Origin of the sequence: Streptomyces sp. NPDC048442, from assembly GCF_040651475.1 — a bacterium.
In the GTDB taxonomy this organism is placed as follows: Bacteria; Actinomycetota; Actinomycetes; order Streptomycetales; family Streptomycetaceae; genus Streptomyces.
Genome location: NZ_JBEZKB010000035.1, coordinates 40,725 through 57,929 on the forward strand (window position 1 = coordinate 40,725; position 17,205 = coordinate 57,929).

Annotated in this window: 15 protein-coding genes; 10 read left to right on the forward strand and 5 right to left on the reverse strand. The window is 69.9% G+C overall.

All coding sequences use genetic code 11. The annotated features are described in order from the left end of the window. Positions 1-10: 10 nt before the first annotated feature. The 5 genes from AB0D18_RS35680 to AB0D18_RS35700 are packed head-to-tail and all read left to right on the forward strand — an operon-like array spanning position 11 to position 5,229. Complete coding sequence (locus tag AB0D18_RS35680; RefSeq protein WP_362428489.1) at positions 11-1,096, forward strand: endo-1,4-beta-xylanase; 1,086 nt, start codon at positions 11-13, stop codon at positions 1,094-1,096. Further along, positions 1,093-2,139 (forward strand): Gfo/Idh/MocA family oxidoreductase, encoded by a 1,047-nt coding sequence (locus AB0D18_RS35685; protein ID WP_362428492.1) that lies wholly within the window; start codon positions 1,093-1,095, stop codon positions 2,137-2,139. The genes AB0D18_RS35680 and AB0D18_RS35685 overlap by 4 nt, the downstream gene beginning before the upstream one ends. Then, on the forward strand, positions 2,136-3,014 hold the full coding sequence (locus AB0D18_RS35690) for a PmoA family protein (protein ID WP_362428493.1): 879 nt from the start codon (positions 2,136-2,138) through the stop codon (positions 3,012-3,014). Before AB0D18_RS35685 ends, AB0D18_RS35690 begins: the two co-directional genes overlap by 4 nt. Continuing rightward, positions 3,008-3,754: a cupin domain-containing protein gene (locus AB0D18_RS35695; RefSeq protein ID WP_362428495.1), complete on the forward strand. Its 747-nt coding sequence runs from the start codon at positions 3,008-3,010 to the stop codon at positions 3,752-3,754. The genes AB0D18_RS35690 and AB0D18_RS35695 overlap by 7 nt, the downstream gene beginning before the upstream one ends. Beyond that, on the forward strand, positions 3,754-5,229 hold the full coding sequence (locus tag AB0D18_RS35700) for a non-reducing end alpha-L-arabinofuranosidase family hydrolase (RefSeq protein ID WP_362428498.1): 1,476 nt from the start codon (positions 3,754-3,756) through the stop codon (positions 5,227-5,229). Before AB0D18_RS35695 ends, AB0D18_RS35700 begins: the two co-directional genes overlap by 1 nt. A 57-nt stretch (positions 5,230-5,286) precedes the next feature. On the opposite strand, the gene AB0D18_RS35705 is transcribed toward AB0D18_RS35700, so the two are convergent. Together AB0D18_RS35705 and AB0D18_RS35710 are read right to left on the reverse strand one after the other, a co-directional pair. Further along, on the reverse strand, positions 5,287-6,873 hold the full coding sequence (locus tag AB0D18_RS35705; RefSeq protein ID WP_362428624.1) for an FAD-dependent oxidoreductase: 1,587 nt from the start codon (positions 6,871-6,873) through the stop codon (positions 5,287-5,289). A 215-nt stretch (positions 6,874-7,088) separates the two neighbouring features. Further along, positions 7,089-7,331, reverse strand: coding sequence for a DUF6479 family protein (locus AB0D18_RS35710; RefSeq protein ID WP_362428501.1), 243 nt, complete (start codon positions 7,329-7,331; stop codon positions 7,089-7,091). 179 nt (positions 7,332-7,510) lie between these two features. On the opposite strand from AB0D18_RS35710, the gene AB0D18_RS35715 reads away from it, so the two are divergent. After that, entirely contained in the window at positions 7,511-8,008 is a 498-nt protein-coding gene (locus AB0D18_RS35715) for a hemerythrin domain-containing protein (protein ID WP_362428504.1), read from the forward strand. A 198-nt stretch (positions 8,009-8,206) separates the two neighbouring features. Further along, entirely contained in the window at positions 8,207-9,682 is a 1,476-nt protein-coding gene (locus AB0D18_RS35720) for an aminotransferase class I/II-fold pyridoxal phosphate-dependent enzyme (RefSeq protein ID WP_362428507.1), read from the forward strand. A 58-nt stretch (positions 9,683-9,740) separates the two neighbouring features. Here AB0D18_RS35720 and AB0D18_RS35725 read toward each other — a convergent pair whose 3' ends face one another. Beyond that, positions 9,741-10,706, reverse strand: coding sequence for an LLM class F420-dependent oxidoreductase (locus tag AB0D18_RS35725; protein ID WP_362428509.1), 966 nt, complete (start codon positions 10,704-10,706; stop codon positions 9,741-9,743). A 169-nt stretch (positions 10,707-10,875) separates the two neighbouring features. Here AB0D18_RS35725 and AB0D18_RS35730 point away from each other — a divergent pair, with 169 nt between their 5' ends. After that, positions 10,876-11,418, forward strand: a complete 543-nt coding sequence (locus tag AB0D18_RS35730) for an isochorismatase family cysteine hydrolase (RefSeq protein WP_362428512.1) — start codon at positions 10,876-10,878, stop codon at positions 11,416-11,418. 23 nt (positions 11,419-11,441) lie between these two features. Here AB0D18_RS35730 and AB0D18_RS35735 read toward each other — a convergent pair whose 3' ends face one another. Continuing rightward, a complete protein-coding gene (locus AB0D18_RS35735) occupies positions 11,442-12,752 on the reverse strand; it encodes an FUSC family protein (protein WP_362428515.1) in 1,311 nt (436 codons plus the stop codon). A 158-nt stretch (positions 12,753-12,910) separates the two neighbouring features. Next, on the reverse strand, positions 12,911-13,579 hold the full coding sequence (locus AB0D18_RS35740) for an HdeD family acid-resistance protein (protein WP_362428518.1): 669 nt from the start codon (positions 13,577-13,579) through the stop codon (positions 12,911-12,913). Positions 13,580-13,809: 230 nt separating this feature from the next. On the opposite strand from AB0D18_RS35740, the gene aspT reads away from it, so the two are divergent. Further along, entirely contained in the window at positions 13,810-15,492 is a 1,683-nt protein-coding gene (gene aspT, locus AB0D18_RS35745; RefSeq protein WP_362428521.1) for an aspartate-alanine antiporter, read from the forward strand. 50 nt (positions 15,493-15,542) lie between these two features. Beyond that, the gene (locus AB0D18_RS35750; protein ID WP_362428523.1) at positions 15,543-17,192 is read left to right on the forward strand and encodes a bifunctional aspartate transaminase/aspartate 4-decarboxylase; all 1,650 of its coding nucleotides are present in this window, start codon (positions 15,543-15,545) and stop codon (positions 17,190-17,192) included. The last annotated feature ends 13 nt before the right edge of the window (positions 17,193-17,205 follow it).

The following is a 17,205-nucleotide window of genomic DNA, read 5'->3' on the forward strand; positions in this document are numbered from 1 at the left end:
GGAGTCCGTCATGCCCAGACCCATGCCCTTGTCCATGCCCGTGTCCCGGATTCTCACCGCCCTGTCCGCCACCGTCTGCCTCGCGGCCGGACTCGCCGCCGCACCCGCATCAGCCGAGTCCCGCCCCGCATCAGCCGAGTCCCGCCCCGGAACGCTCGGCGAACTGGCCAGGAAACACCACAAGTACTTCGGCTCCGCCACCGACAACCCCGAGTTCACCGACGCCGCCTATCTGTTGCGCCTCGGCAGCGAATTCGGGCAGACCACCCCCGGCAATGCCATGAAGTGGTACGCCACCGAGCCCGCGCGCGGCGTCTTCGACTTCACCGCCGCCGACCAGGTCGTCGCGTTCGCCAAGGCCCACCGCCAGAAGGTCCGCGGCCACACGCTCCTCTGGCACAACCAGCTCCCCGCCTGGCTCACCGAAGGCACCTGGTCCGCCGCCGAGCTGCGCGCCATCCTCAAGAACCACATACAGAAGGTGGTCCGGCACTTCAAGGGCCAGGTGATCCACTGGGACGTCGTCAACGAGGCCTTCAACGAGGACGGCACCTACCGCGAGTCACTCTTCTACAAGACGCTCGGCCCCGGCTACATCGCCGACGCCCTGCGCTGGGCCCACGAGGCCGACCACCACGCCAAGCTGTACCTCAACGACTACAACGTCGACGGGATCGGCCCCAAGAGCGACGCCTACTACACCCTGATCAAGCAGTTGAAGGCCGACGGCGTCCCGGTGGAGGGCTTCGGCATCCAGGGCCATCTGGCGCTCCAGTACGGCTTCCCCGCCGACGTACAGCAGAACATGCAGCGCTTCGCCGGCCTCGGGGTCGAGGTCGCGGTCACCGAACTCGACATCCGGATGACCCTCCCGGCGACCGCGGAGAAGCTCGCCACCCAGGCCACCTGGTACGCGGACTACGTCAAGGCCTGCCTGGCGGTCAAGAAGTGCGTCGGCATCACGATCTGGGACTACACGGACAAGTACTCGTGGATCCCCTCCGTCTTCCCCGGTGAGGGCGCGGCACTGCCCTACGACGAGAACCTGCGGCCCAAGCCCGCCTACTACTCGATCAAGGAGGCGTTGGGCGGATGATAAAAACGGCGATCGTCGGAACCGGCGGAATCGCGGACATCTGCCACGTTCCCGCCCTCCGGGCCCAGGCGCACCGGGCCATGGTCGTGGCAGCCGTCGACGTGGACGCCGCGCGCGCCCAGGCGTTCGCGGCCGAACACGGCATTCCCGCGGTCTACACCGACCTGCACGCAATGCTTGAGGAGCAGAGACCGGACCTCGTGCACCTGTGCACACCTCCTTTCCTGCACGCCGAACAGGCCGTGACCTGCCTGGAGTCGGAGGCGTGGGTGTGGTGCGAGAAGCCGGTGGCGCTGTCGCTGGCCGAACTCGACCGGATCCGAGCCGCCGAAGGCCCCGCCTTCGCGGGCGCGGTGTTCCAGCACAGGTACGGCACGGGAGCCCGGTACCTGCGCGAGCGGATCGCGGCCGGAACGCTGGGCCGTCCGCTGGTCGCGCAGTGCGTCACGGCCTGGTACCGCGACGACGCCTACTACGACGTGCCGTGGCGCGGCACTTGGGAGAGCGAGGGCGGTGGCCCGACGCTGGGCCACGGCATCCACCAGATGGACCTGATGCTCGCAGTGCTCGGCGACTGGGCCGAGGTGCGCGCGATGGCCGGCCGCCTGGAGCGCGACATCCAGACCGAGGACGTGTCCGCGGCCCTGGTCCGGTTCGAGAACGGAGCCGTCGCGACGGTCGTCAACAGCGTCCTCTCCTCGCGCGAGGAGAGCTATCTGCGCTTCGATCTCACCGACGCCACGGTCGAACTGCGGCACCTGTACGGCTACTCCAACGCGGACTGGACGTTCACCACCAGGTCGCCCCGCGCGAAGTGGGAGCCGCCGGACGACCTGCCCAGCTCGCACACCGCCCAGCTCGCGGCCTTCCTGGACGGCTACGAGGCGGGGATCCGGCCCGACCTCGGCAGATCCACCATGGAACTGGTGAGTGCCCTGTACAAGGCCGCGATCACCGGGCTGCCGGTCCGGCGCGGCGAGATCGACACGGCCGACCCGTTCTACGGCTCGCTCAACGGAGGACGCCCGGAGGTGTTCCGATGACGCGCGAAGTGCCCGAGAACTTCGAACTCCGCCAGAACGAGGACTCGTTGACCGTCCGAGCCCGCGGCGTCGACCTCTTCCGGTATGTGCACCGGCCGGTCATGGACCCCTTCGAGGCGCCCAAGCCCTATCTGCACCCCGTGCGTACGCTCGCCGGCGACGTGGTCACCGGGTACCGCCCGCACGACCACCGCTGGCACAAGGGCCTCCAGATCACGGCGTCGTGGGTGTCCGGGCAGAACTTCTGGGGCGGCGGCACCTACCTCCGCGGCCAGGGTTACGTGGATCTGCCGAACCTCGGCACGATGCGCAGCCTCACCGTGTCCGCCGAAACGGGCCACGGCCGCGCCGTGATCACCGAGGGCCTGGCCTGGCACACGAGTACGGGAGAACACTGGATCGACGAGCGCCGCACGCTGACCGCGCGCGACGTCGAGGCCGATTCCTGGACCCTGGACGTCACCACCGCGCTGACCAACGTCCACGACACGGATCTGATGTTCGGCAGCCCCGGCACTCAGGGCAGGGAGCTCGCCGGATACACCGGTCTGTTCTGGCGCGGCCCGCGCGACTTCACCGGCGGCGACGTGATCGGCCCCGCGATGGGCGAGCAGGGTGACTGGCTGGCCTTCATCGGTACGCACGACGAAGTCGACCGCTCCTCCACGCTCCTGTTCCTCGACGATCCGGACGCCCCCTGCCACTGGTTCGTCCGCAGCGAACCCCTCCCCGCCGTCAACCCGTCCCTGGCGTTCGACAAGGAACTGGCGCTGGCCCCGGGCGACACCCTGTCGCGCCGCTACCGGATCGTCGTGGCCAACGGCGCATGGACCCGCGAGCGCCTGACCCGCCATGTCGCCCAACTCCCGTGGTGACCCAACTGCCCGGCGGCGTGGGGATCTCCGGGTTGACCGTGTACGACTGGGAGGCCGCCGACGGGCTGTGCGGTGGCACACCCCACATGCACCTCGTCTGCTCCGAGGCCTACGTCGTCATCGGCGGCACGGGCAGCGTCCAGACCCTCGCCGCCTCCGGCTTCGCCGAAACCCCGCTGCACACCGGCGACGTCGTCTGGTTCACCCCCGGCACGATCCACCGCCTGGTCAACGACGGCGGCCTGCGCCTCGTGGTGCTCATGCAGAACAGCGGACTCCCCGAGGCCGGCGACGCCGTCTTCACCTTCCCCGCCCCTGTGCTGGCCGATCCCCCCGCCTACCGGGCGGCGGCCGCCCTGACCGGCGACCGGGCCGCGGCAGCGCGCTGCCGCCGCGACCTGGCGCTCGAGGGTTTCCTGGCCCTGCGCGAAGGCGGGCTGCAGGAGTTCCACAGTGCGGCCCACCGCCTGAAGAGCGAGCTCCTGGACACCTGGCTGGTGCGCTGGCGTGACGGCCCCCTGGCCGCAGCTGTCGAGACCGGCCGTCAGCTGGAACAACTGAAGGCGGGAGACCTCTCCCACCTCGGCCACGGCGAAGTGTCACGACTGGAGCGCCCGGAGCACCCGCTCTTCGGCATGTGCGGCCGCCTGCACCCCTATGCCGTCCCCGACCCTCCGGCGCGGCCGCTCCACGGTTCGCCGGGGTCACCCCATCTCCGTCCCCCGAAGGAGTACTTCTGATGTGGTTTCGCCGTCCGCCCCGGGTCCTGAGACTCGTACTCGTGGCCCTTTCGTCCTTACTGCTCGGGGCCACGCTCCTCTACGCCCCGCCCGCCGCCGCGGCGACCGTCGACCCCAACGCCTCGTACGTCCTGGTCAACCGCAACAGCGGCAAGGCCCTGGACGTCCACAACCTGACGACCAATGACGGCGCGCGCATCACTCAGTGGACCAGGAACGACCAGAACCAGCAGCTGTGGCAGTTCGTCGACTCCGGCGGCGGCTACTACCGCATCAAGTCCCGCCACTCCGGCAAGGTGCTGGACGTCCAGAACGCGTCCACCGCCAACGGCGGCGCGATCGTCCAGTGGACCGACCTGAACGCCACCCACCAGCAGTGGCGGCTTGCCGACAGCTCGGACGGCCACGTGCGGCTGGTCGCGCGCCACAGCAACAAGGCCCTCGAAGTACAGGGCGCCTCCACCGCCGACAACGCGAACGTCGTCCAGTACGACGACTGGGGCGGCAGCAACCAGCAGTGGCAGCTCGTCAAGGTCGGCGCCGACACCCCGGGCGCCTGCGCCCTTCCGTCGTCGTACCGCTGGTCGTCGACGGGCGCGCTGGCGCAGCCCAAGCCGGGCTGGGCCTCGCTCAAGGACTTCACCGTCGCCCCCTACAACGGCAAGCACCTCGTCTACGCGACGACGCACGGCGCCGCGGGGACGGGAGCGGGCTGGGGCTCGATGAACTTCGGCCTGTTCGGCAACTGGTCGGAGATGGCCTCGGCCGGCCAGAACACGATGTCGAACTCCGTCGTCGCGCCCACGCTCTTCTACTTCGCGCCGAAGAACATCTGGGTGCTCGCCTACCAGTGGGGCGGTGGGAGCGCCTTCTCCTACCGGACGTCGAGCGACCCCACCAACCCCAACGGCTGGTCCTCGCAGCAGGTGCTCTTCTCCGGCAGCATCACCGGCTCCACCACAGGTCCCATCGACCAGACGCTCATTGCCGACGGCACGAACATGTATCTGTTCTTCGCCGGCGACAACGGCAAGATCTACCGGGCGAGCATGCCGATCGGGAACTTCCCGGGCAGTTTCGGCTCGGCCTACACCACGATCATGAGCGACACGACGAACAACCTGTTCGAAGCGCCGCAGGTCTACAAGCTCCAGGGCCAGAACCGCTACCTCATGATCGTCGAGGCGCAGGGCGCGCAGGGCCGCTTCTTCCGCTCGTTCACGGCCACCGGCCTGAACGGCTCCTGGACGCCCCAGGCCGCGACCGAGAGCAACCCCTTCGCCGGCAAGGCCAACAGTGGCGCCACCTGGACCAACGACATCAGCCACGGCGAACTCATCCGCACGAACGCCGATCAGACCTTCACCGTCGATCCCTGCCACCTGCAATTCCTCTACCAGGGACGCAGCCCCGACTCCGGCGGCGAATACGGCCAATGGCCCTACCGACCGGGCCTGCTGACACTGCGCCACTGACGGCACGACAGGTGTCCGGCTCCGGCACGGAGCCGGCAGGTGCTTCGGTGCCGTACGTCATGAAGGCGCGTCCGGCCCGTCCGCGTCCGGACCGTCCGCCTCCGGCACTCGGGGCAGCGGGCGTACGGCGGGCCCCTGGAGGACCTCTCCGTCCACCCCGAACCTGGACCCGTGGCAAGGGCACTCCCAGGTGCGCTCGGCGTCGTTGAACCGGACCAGGCAGCCCATGTGGGTGCACCGGGCGGACAGGCTGTGGAGCGTCCCCTCGTCGTCGCGGTGCACCGCGAGGTGCCGCGCCCCGTCGCGCACCACCGCGCCGCCGCCCGGGGGGACGTCCTCCGCGGAGCCGGTGCGGTGGGGCAGCCGGTCTCCGACGAAGTGAGCCGCTGCGCTCGCCGACGTACCGAGCAGGGAAGGGATTTCGTGCCGGGGGCTCAGGCGCACGGGGTCGTAGAGATCCGCCCATGACAGGACGTCCTGCACACGCCCGGAAGCGCCGCTGCCGTCGCCCGTGCCGTCGCCGGCCTCGCGGGTGATCCGTGCGGCGAGCAGCCGCCCCGCCATCACCCCGCTGCTCATCCCCCAGCCGTTGAACCCGGCGGCCACCCAGGAGTGCCGCGCGCCCGGACGCAGCCTGCCCACGAAGGGCACCCCGTCCGACGGTTCGTTGTCCTGGGCCGCCCAGCGGTGCGTCAGCCGTACGTCGGGAAACCGCTCGACGGTCCACCGCTCCAGCCGCGCGTACCGCTCTTCGACCCCGCCGTCACCGGGGGTGAACTTCTCGCCGGTGACGATCAACAGCCGTCGGTCCTCGCCGTCTCCGCCGTCTCCGTAGGGGGCCGTACGCACGGACCGGGTCGAGCCCTCCGGAGTCAGGTACATGCCCCGCGGGTCCCGGCCGGCCGGAATCGGTCCCGCCACCACCAGCTCACGGTGTGGTTTCAGCCGGGTGAACAGCAACGACCGGTCAAAGACCGGCCAGTGGGTCGCCACCACCACGTCGCGCGCCCGCACCACGGGCCCGCCCCCCACCGTCAGCCGGCACGGGTCTCCCTCGTGCAGCCCGGTCACCCTCGCACCCTCGAAGACCGATCCGCCCCGCCGCTCCAAGTCCTCGACCAGGGCCAGCAGATACTTGCGCGGATGGAACTGGGCCTGGTCCTCCACCCGCACCGCGCCCGCCACCGGGAACGGCAGCCCGGTCTCGGTGACGTACGTCGCGAGCAGCCCCGCCTCCCGCGCGGCCTCGGCCTCCGCCACCACGGCGCGCGCCTGCTCACCCGATACGCAGTAGGTGTACGCGGCGAGCCGTTCGAAGTCGCAGTCGATCCCCAACTCCTCGCACACCGCCGCCACATGGTCGACGGCGTCGCGCTGCGAGCGCGCGTAGAGAGCCGCGTCCCGCGCACCCCGGGTGTCCCGCACCCGCTGGTAGGCGAGGCCGTGCAGGGCGGACAGCTTGGCGGTGGTGTGGCCCGTCACGCCGGAGGCGATCCGGCCCGCCTCAAGGAGGGCCACCGACCTCCCGGCGCGGGCGAGCTCCCAGGCCGTGCAGATCCCGGCGACGCCCGCCCCGATCACGGCGGCGTCCACCGTGATCCCGGCCGGCGGCGGCGGGTGCGGCGCTCCGCCCCCGTACTCCATCCAGTACGAACCGGAGCGGACGGTGGCACTGCTCATCAGCTGCTCCTTGCGAGGAAGCCGTTTCGTTCTTGGCACTGCCAGGTACCCGAGTTTCCCACGCCCATACGACACGCGCCTGCTCGGAACGCAGCTCGACCAGGGAGGTCACCAGCCAGGGCGTCTCCCCCCGACCGGCTCCGACTCCGGCCCACGGCGTGGCACCCGTGCTCGAAGCGTCAGCGGTGCGGACTGCCCTGCTCGGGGTCGTCGTCGATCGTCTGCCAGGTCTCGCCGCGCTGGCTGCCCCCCGATTCGTGTGCCACCCGGGCCTCCTCCACGGCGGGTGACTGCCTCTTGCGGGTAGTGCGGCGGCTTCCGAGCACGAAGGCCGCCAGCAGCACAAGTACCACCGCCACGCCCACCACGATGAGCAGGAGAGGAGCACCGCCGCCGGCCGCCAGGACCATTGAAGAATTCATGTCCCGCCGAGTACCCCGGATCGGCGCGTCCAGCACAAGGCACGGCCGATGAGGGTAAAAAGGACCGCCCGCGCGGTCCGGCCGTCGGGCTCCTCGTGGCTCGCCGTGCAGTGCAACAGAGTGGTGGCAGGGTAGGAGGGGCGACAAGGACACGGCCGAACGCGAAGGGAGTGACGACTGTGGCAGAGCAGTCGCAGGACGTGGTGGAACTGATCCTGGACGACCACCGGCGGATGGAGGAGCTGTTCCGCCGGATGCGCAGCGTGGAGGAGGACCGTGCCCAGGCGCTGCACGAATTCTCCGCGCTGCTGATCGCTCACGGTGAGGCGGAGGAGTCCGAGGTGTATCCCGCTCTCAAGCGGTACAAGCACATCGACGACGACGAGGTCGAGCACGGCGTCGAGGAGCACACCGAGGGGAACGAAGCCCTTCTGGCGCTGCTCCAGGTCGGCAAGGTCGGCTCGGCCGACTGGGACGACAAGCTGGAGAAACTGGTCGAAGCCGTGGCCCATCACACCGACGAGGAAGAGCGCACGATCCTGAACGGCGCCCGGGAGAACGTTGCCGATTCCCGCCGCGCCGAACTCGGTGCCGCCTTCTGGCGCGCACGCGAGGAACACCTCAAGGCCGACTGCGGCAGCATCGACCATGTGCGCAAAGTCGTCGAGGCGTCCTGAACCCCTCACAGGGGCGCCACTGACCGACGCCGCTTCTGGATGCGGCTCTGAGAACTCGATGCCTCATGGCCCGGGGCACGGCTGCGGCCTGCCCGAGGGGTGGTCAGGTGCGCGTGAGCACGCGGGAGCACGCCGGACAGCTGCATCGGATGCCCCGTGCCCGTGCCCCGTGCCCCGTACGACCGAGGAGAAAGCTCCATGTCTGTGAATCACGCCGAGGCGCCCGTCCTCGACGCGCTCGCCGCCTACCACGCACGGGACGAACTGGCCTTCACCCCACCCGGTCACAAGCAGGCGCGGGGCGCTGACCCGGAGGTGCGCAAGGTCCTGGGCGACGCGGTGTTCTTCGGCGACGTCCTGGCCAGTGGCGGCCTCGACGACCGGCGCACCCGGGGCCGGGTCCTGGAGCGCGCCGAGGAGCTGATGGCCTGCGCGGTACGGGCGGACCACACCTTCTTCTCCACCTGCGGCAGCTCTCTCTCGGTCAAGGCGGCCATGCTGACCGTGGCGGCCCCACACGAAAAACTGCTGGTGAGCCGGGACGCCCACAAGTCCGTGGTGGCGGGGCTCATCCTGTGCGGCATCGAACCGGTGTGGATCGACCCGCAGTGGGACGCCGAGCGCCACCTCGCCCACCCGCCGTCCCCGGATGCGTACGAGAAGGCGTTCACCGAACACCCGGATGCCAAGGGCGCCCTCGTCACCAGCCCGACCCCCTACGGAGCCGCCGCCGACCTGCGGGCGCTGGCCGACGTGTGCCATCGCCGGTCCCGGCCGCTGATCGTCGACGAGGCGTGGGGCGCACATCTGCCGTTCCACTCCGACCTGCCGTCCTGGGCGATGGACGCGGGCGCGGACCTCTGCGTCACCAGCATCCACAAGATGGGCAGCGGGCTGGAACAGGGCTCGGTCTTCCACCTCCGGGGCGACCTCATCGATCCCGCCGCGCTCGCCCTGCGTGCCGACCTCCTCGGCACGACAAGCCCCTCCGTACTCCTGTATGCCGGTATCGACGGCTGGCGGCGCCAGATGGCGCTGCACGGGGACCGGTTGATGTCGCACGCGCTGGAACTCGCCGCCACCGCCCGGGAGTCCGTCGAAGGCATCGACGGCATGCACGTCAACGACCGGAACGACTTCTGCGGGCCGGGTGCGGCAGCGGACTTCGATCCCCTCCCCCTCGTGATCGACCTCACGGAGCTGGGTGTCTCGGGGTACCGCGCCGCCGACTGGCTGCGCACCCGCCACCACGTCGACATGCATCTCTTCGACCACCGGCGGGTGAGCGCCCAGATCACGCACGCCGACGACGCCACCACCGTCGCCCGGCTGCTGGACGCGCTGCGCGACCTCGCCGCTCACCGCGCCGAGCTCGGCGGGAGCGTCCGTGTTGCGGTGCCTGCCCCGGCCGAGCTGCGGATGGAGCAGGCGGTGCTGCCCAGGGAAGCGTTCTTCGCCCGCACCGAGGACGTCCCGCTCGCCGACGCGGCGGGGCGCGTCGCCGCAGAGATGGTCACGCCCTACCCGCCCGGCATCCCGGCGATCCTGCCGGGCGAGCGCCTCACGGGCCCCGTCCTCACCTATCTCCGCACCGGTGTGGAGGCGGGCATGAACGTCCCCGACGCCACGGACCCCGGGCTGGACACCGTCCGCGTGGTCCACGGCGACGCATAGCCCCCGTGACGACGTGAGGACGGGCCCCGGCAGCGGGGGCCGGGGCCGAAACCGTCGGTCAGAGTTCCCGGAGAGCGGGCAGGAGTTCCTTCTCCGCCCAGGAGATGAAGGGGCGTTGGTGGTCGCCGCCCACCTGGACGAGGGCGATCTCGGTGAAGCCCGCGTCGGCGTAGGGGCGTACCGCTTCGACGAAGTCGTCCACGCGGTCGCCGCACGGAATCGACTCCGCCACGTCCTGCGGCGTCACGAACTGGGTGGCTCCCGCGAAGCCGGCGGGCCCCGGAAGTTCGGAGTTCACCGGCCAGCCGCCGGCGAACCAGCGGAACTGGTCGTGCGCGCGGGCGACCGCCGCGTCCCGGTCGGTGTCGAAGCAGACCGGGAGCTGGCCCACCCGGGGTTTGCCGCTGCCGCCGTGCCGGTCGAAGGACTCGATCAGCCCGGCCTTGGGCTCGGTCGCGATCACCAGGTCCGCGAGGCGGCCGGCGAGGGAGCAGGAGCGCTCGCCCGAAACCGCCACGCCGATCGGCGGCAGTTCGTCGGGCAGGTCCCACAGCTTGGCGTTCGCCACGTCGAAATGGGCACCCTGATGATTGACGTTGCCGCCGGCGAAGAGCGCCCGGACGATCTCCACCGCCTCTTCGAGCATCTCGATCCGCACCTGGGCCGAGGGCCAGCCCGTGCCCACCACGTGCTCGTTGAGGTTCTCCCCCGAGCCCAGGCCCAGCCGGAACCGGCCCTCGGAGAGCAGCTGCATCGTCGCCGCCTTCTGCGCGATCACCGCCGGGTGGTAGCGGACCGTCGGGCAGGTCACGTACGTCATCAGCCCGATCCGCTCGGTGGCCTGCGCCGCCGCGCCGAGCACGCTCCACGCGTACGGGGCGTGACCCTGCGATTCCAGCCAGGGGAAGTAGTGGTCAGAGGTGACCGAGAAGTCGAAACCCGCGCGCTCCGCAGCGACCACGTCCTCGACGAGAGCGCGGGGCCCGGCCTGCTCGGTCATCATCGTGTAGCCGATTTGCACCATAAGATGCGCATTTCCCGTCTCGCCCTCCATGAAACCTGCCGATCGGCCGTGCAGAGCTGCGCCTGACACCCCTGCGCCTCTGCGGACGAGCGGACGAGCGTCGGTTCCGCGGCCAAAGACCCCTCTGGCCTGCCGCTCCCCAGGCGTCGGACCTGCCACTCTGGAAGATATGACGAAGAGCGCCCTGGTAGTCATCGACATGATCAACACGTACGACCACGACGACGCGGAGCTGCTCCTCCCGTCCGCTGCCGAGGCCGTCCCCGTCATCGCCCGTCTGCTGAAACGGGCCCGTGCCGCCGTCGAAGACGTTCCGGTCATCTACGTCAACGACAATTTCGGGGAGTGGCGTTCCCACCACGGCGAGATCCTCCAGACCGCCCTCACGGGGCCGCACGCCGGGCTCGTCGAGCCGCTGCTCCCCGACGACGACTCGCTGTTCGTCGTCAAGGCCCGGCACTCGATCTTCTACGAGACCCCGTTGAGCTATCTGCTCACCCAGCTCGACGTCGACCGGGTCGTGCTCTGCGGCCAGGTGACCGAGCAGTGCGTCCTGTACTCCGCGCTGGACGCGCACATCCGCCACCTCCGGGTCGCGGTGCCCGAGGACGCGGTGGCGCACATCCACGCCGATCTCGCGGCCGCGGCACTGCGGATGATGGAGCGCAACATGGGTGCCGAGATCGCCCCCGCCGACGTACTGGAGTTCTGAGCGGGCGGTCTTCCTGCCGCGGCTCAGTCCCGCGCCCACTCCCGCAGGACGTCGCAGCAGTTCTGGCTCTCCTCCATCAGCCGGTTCGCCTCGACCACCAGTACGCCGTAGGGGTGGGCGGGCTCCGCCATCGGCAGCCCCTGCCCGGCGGCCTCCGCGGCCAGCGCTCGCCGGCACGACTGCGCCCCGCCCACCAGGCGGCACAATTGGGTGGCCTGGCGCGGCAGTTGGCTCTCCTCCAGCTCGCCGAGCACCTGGCCGAACTCCACCAGGGCATCCAGGAAGTCCGCGTAGCTCCGCAGGAACGGCCGGTACTCGAACACCTCGTACTGCCGCGCCGGCCCCTCTTCCTGCGAGTCCTCCTGCGACTCCTTTTGCGAGTCCTTTTGCGAGTCCTCGATCCTCTCCTCCTCGACCTCCGCGTACCACTGGTCGAGGCTCCGGGTGAGCGAGGCGACCTGGTACAGCGTGCGTACGAGGGCTTCCAGTACCGCCGTGTAACCGCTGAAGGTGACGTGCCCCCGGTGTCCGCGCAGCCGCCGCCGCGGGTTGAAGTGGACGCTCTCCTGCGCGGTGCGCAGCCCTGTGCGCGCTTCGGCGATGAGGTCGTCGGTGCGCGCGGCCCGCTGCCGCCACCGTGCGGCGCTCTCCCGCTCCGGCGCTCCCTGCCGCAGCTCGGGGGCCATGTCGGCGAGCAGGTCGCAGAACGTGCGCGCGAGCGTACGGATGCCGGCCTCGGCGCTCCGGTGGCGCAGCGGCGGTACGACGCAGATGTGCACGACGGTGCCGATCGCGCAGCCGATCACGACCAGCAGGACGATCTCGCCGAGCTGGGTGAGGCGCTCACCGCTGTCGGCGGCGACGTACGTGGAGAAGGCGAAGAACGCCGCCGTGGGTACCTGGGAGCCCTGCGCGCCCAGCACGCGCCACCGCCCGATCGCCAACGACACGATCGCGACCAGCGCGAACGACAGGAGGTCGGGGCCCGCGACGAACCCCAGCACCCCCTGCACCGCCACGCCCGCGACCACCGCACCGACGTATCGCAGCGACTGCACCACCGACTGGTAGACGGTCGTCTGCATGACCAGTACGGCCGAGAACGGGGCGAAGGCGGGGGACCGTGCGTGCAGGAGGTCGTGCGCGACCACCCAGGCGAGGGTCGCCGCCAGCACGCTCTTCGCCGCGAGAAGGAAGGAGTGCCGCTCGGGGCCGGACTGGTTCAGCGCCCGCCGGGACCACTGGAGCGCCCGGTGTGCCCACTGCTCCGGGCGGGCCGCCGCCCGGCCCGCCCGTGCGTCGCCGCCCGTCGCTGCGGGCTCCTCGTGCTCCATCACTCTCCTCGTACCGACGGCAGTGACAGCACTGCCGTCCTCCGGCCCGGACCGCGTCTTCCCCGTCAGGGGCTGACGACTACCCGCAGAGGCTGTGGGCACTCGTCAGCCCCCGCACTCGTCAGCCCCCGCACCGGAGTCGCGGCTCCCGGCCGCCTTCAGACGCTGCGCGGGAGCCGGTGGGCCCGGGAGCGGATACGGAAGGCGGTGACGATCTCGACGATGCCGACGGCGATCAGCCAGCAGCCACCGATGACGGTGAGGACCGCGACCGAGTCCAGCGGCGAGGTGATCAGCACGATCCCGCCGAGTGCGCTGACGATGCCGAGGCAGACCTGCCAGCCGCGGGCCGGCATCTGAGGGTCGGAGGCGGCGGCCACGGTCTGCGTGATCCCGCGGAACAGCCAGCCGATGCCGATCCACAGGGCGAGCAGCAGCAGCGACTGCATCGCGCCCCGGAAGCAGAACAGGCCCAGCAGGATCGACAGCGCGCCGCTGATGAAGGCCATCACCCGCAGGGCCGTGGAGACATGCGTGCCGAAGGCCGCGACCAGCTGCATCACACCGCTGACCAGCAGATAGACACCGAAGAGCGCGGCCACGGCAACCAGCGTGGCGCCCGGCCAGGCGAGCACCATGACGCCCAGGACCAGCGCGGCGAGCCCGGCGGCGAGCACTGCCTGCCAGGCGCCTCTGCCGAGGCGGTGCAGCGGCCCCTCCTCGGGGCGCGGACCCCACTGCGGGGCTTCTCCGGAAGCCGGGGGCGGGGCCGACGGAGGCGGGGGCGGGTCCGACGGGGGCGGGGGCGGACTCTGGTCCGTGCTCATGAAGTGGCTCCTCTCGCGTCCGGTGGATCACCGGTCGAAACCACTAGAGCAAACAGTCACCGGACCCGCACCGCGAGCAGCAGGCCGCGCCGGAGGGCCCCGCCCTCGGATCCCGCCAAATCCCTCCGTATCCCTCCACATCCCTCCAAACATGCCGAGTCGTAGTCACATTGCTACTTTGAGCGACAAATCTTCCTTTGCTCCACCTTCTCCCCCGGGATCTGACGACTATGGGCGTTCTCAAGGACCATCCTGAGCTGGCGCTCTTCCTGTGCCTGGCTCTCGGCTATCTGGTGGGCAAGCTCCGCGTGGGCCCCATCACGCTCGGCGGCATCTGCGGCACGCTGATCGTGTCCCTGCTGATGGGCGCGTGGGCCGAGGTGAAGATCTCGGACGATGTGAAGACCGTCTTCTTCGCGCTCTTCATCTTTTCGCTGGGCTACATGGCGGGCCCGCAGTTCTTCTCGAACCTCAACCGCAAGAGCCTGCGCTTCTTCGCGCTCTGTTTCATCGAGCTGGTCAGCGTCCTGGGCATCGCCTACGGACTCGCGAAGGCCTTCGACCTCGACGTCGGCACCGCGTCGGGCATCCTGGCCGGCGCCGCCACGGAGTCCGCCGTCGTCGGTACGGCCACCGAAGCCATCGGCAAGCTGGGCGACCTGTCCCCGGCGCAGATCACCCAGTACCAGGGGCACGTCGCCACCGCGTACACCGTCTGCTACCTCTTCGGCCTGATCACGATCGTCCTCTACACCAGCCAGATCATGCCGATGCTGATGCGCATCAACCTGGCCGACGCCTCCCGCGAGCTGTGGGAGAAGATGCGCGGCGGTGGCGGGCACGGCCTGGAGTCCGACGAGCGTGCCGCGCTGCCGGGCCTGGTCGGACGTACGTATCTGGTGACCCATGCGGACGGCCGCACCGTCGGCGAACTCGAAGCGGGCCTCGACGGCCGGATCACGGTCGAGGCCGTCAAGCGGGGCAGCAAGCTAATCCCCTCCGCGCCCGGCCTGCGGCTCACCCTCTCCGACCTGGTCCTGATCGTGGGGCGCCGGCCCAACACCATCGAAGCCGGCCGGCTCATCGGCCCGGAGACCCCCGGCATCCCCGGTCTGGACACTCCGCTCGCCTCCCGCCAGGTCGCCGTGACCGACAAGGCGTCGCACGGCCTGACCATCGACCAACTCCAGGCTCAGAACCCCGAGTTCATCAAGGACGGGGTGTACGTCACCGACCTCCTGCGCAACGACCAGCACCTCCCGGCCACCGGCGACACCGTGGTGCACCGGGGTGACGTGCTCACCCTGGTCGGCGCGCGCTCGGGGCTCTCCAAGCTGGTGGCGAAGATCGGCGCGGTGGTCAAGAACGACTCCACCGACTTCATCTACCTGGGCCTGGGCATCGTCGTGGGTTCGCTGATCGGCCAGCTCGTGATCAAGGCGGGCGACATCCCGATGTCGCTGGGCACCGGCGGCGGCTGCCTGATCTCGGGGCTGCTCTTCGGCTGGCTGCGCTCGCGCTCACAGACCTTCGGCGCCTTTCCGCCGCAGGCCGCGACCACACTCAAGGACATGGGCCTGGCGCTTTTCATCGCCTGTACGGGCCTGGTGTCGGGGCCCCAGGCGTGGCCGCTGCTCAAGCAGTACGGGGCGCTGCTCCCGTTCGCCGGCATCGCCATGGTCCTCGTCCCCGCCACCCTGTCGCTGATCGTCGGACGGAAGCTCCTGAAGATCGAGCAGCCGCTGCTGATCGGTGCGATCGCGGGACAGCAGTGCTCCACCCCGGCGATCACCTCCATCACCCAGACGGCCCAGAGCTCGGTTCCGATGCTCGGCTACACGATCACGTACACCCTCTCCAACTTCCTCCTCCCCCTGACCGGGCCCGTCCTCGTCGGTGTCCTGGGGGCCTGAGCACGACCGTTTCCCTCCTGAACGCCCCTTCCTCTCCTGGGAGTTGCCCCGTGCCCAAGTCCACGTACAGCCGCGAAGAGATGCGGCGCCTCTCCTCCCTCAGCCCCTTCGAGCTGAAGGCCGAGTTCATCAAGCTCGCCGAATCCGCGCAGGCCGACAAGCCGGGCCAGAAGGGCAGGGCCACCCGCACCATGCTCAACGCGGGCCGCGGCAACCCCAACTGGGTCGCCACCGGGCCCCGCGAGGCGTACTACGCGCTCGGCTACTTCGCGCTCGGCGAGTCCCGCCGGGTGTGGACCGCCGACAACCTGGGCGGCATGCCGGAGGAGCCGGGCTGCGGCGAGCGCTTCGAAAAGTTCGTCCGTACGCATCCGGAGCTGCCCGGCATCGAGATGCTGAAGGCCTGCTTCGACCTGGCGGTGGCGCGCTTCGGCTTCGAGAAGGACGCGTTCGTCCATGAGATGAGCGACTCGATGATCGGGGACAACTACCCGAGCCCCGACCGCATGCTGGCGCACTGCGAGAAGATCGTCCGCGGCTATCTGCAGGACGAGATGTTCGACGCGGACCCCCCGGCCGACCACCTCAGCGTCTTCGCCACCGAGGGCGGCACGGCGGCGATGTGCTACATCTTCGACTCCCTCATGAAGAACGGCATCCTGCGCAAGGGCGACCGGATCGCCCTGATGGTGCCGGAGTTCACCCCGTACCTGGAGATCCCCGAGCTCGACACGTACGCCTTCGACGTGGTGCTCGTCGAGGCGAACATGTTCACCGAGACCGGGGTGCGCCAGTGGCGCTACCCCACGGAAGAGGTCGCCAAGCTGGCTGACCCCTCGATCAAGATGGTCTGCCTGGTCAACCCCAGCAACCCGCCGTCCCTGGCGCTTTCCCGGCGGGTCACCGACCAGATCAAGCAGATCGTGGCGGACTCCAACCCGAACCTCGTGATCGTCACCGACGACGTGTACGGCACGTTCGTCGAGGGCTTCCGCTCGATCGCCGCCGACCTGCCGCGCAACACGCTCCTCGTCTACTCGTACTCCAAGCACTACGGGGCGACCGGCTGGCGCATCGGCGTGATCGGCCTGCACGACGACAACGTCATCGACGCGATGCTCGCCGCCCAGCCGCAGGACCAGAAGGAACGCCTCAACAAGCGCTACAGCACGCTCTCCCTCGAACCCGAGAAGATCAAGTTCATCGACCGTCTGGTCGCCGACTCCCGCCAGGTCGCCCTCAACCACACCGCGGGCCTCTCCCTCCCGCAGCAGGTGATGATGGCCCTCTTCTCGCTCTTCGACATGCTGGAGGAGGGCCAGGCGTACAAGGAGCGCATCCGCGCGATCGTGCAGCGCCGCCTCCAACTGCTCCTCGAAGGCGCCCAAATGAAGATCGCCGAGGACCCAAAGCGGGCGGCCTACTACATCGAGCTGGACCTCCTCGCAGAGGCGGAGCGGACCCACGGCAAGGCGTTCGCCGACTTCCTGGAGAAGAACTACGACCCGGTCGACCCGCTGTTCCGCCTCGCCGAACAGACCTCCGTCGTCCTCCTCAACGGCGGCGGCTTCGACGGCCCCCAGTGGTCCGTCCGCGCCTCCCTCGCCAACCTGGACGACCTCGACTACCTCCAGATCGGCCACCACCTGCGCACCATTTTCAACGACTACGTAGCAGAGTGGCACGCCTCCCACACCTGACCCCACCCGCTGT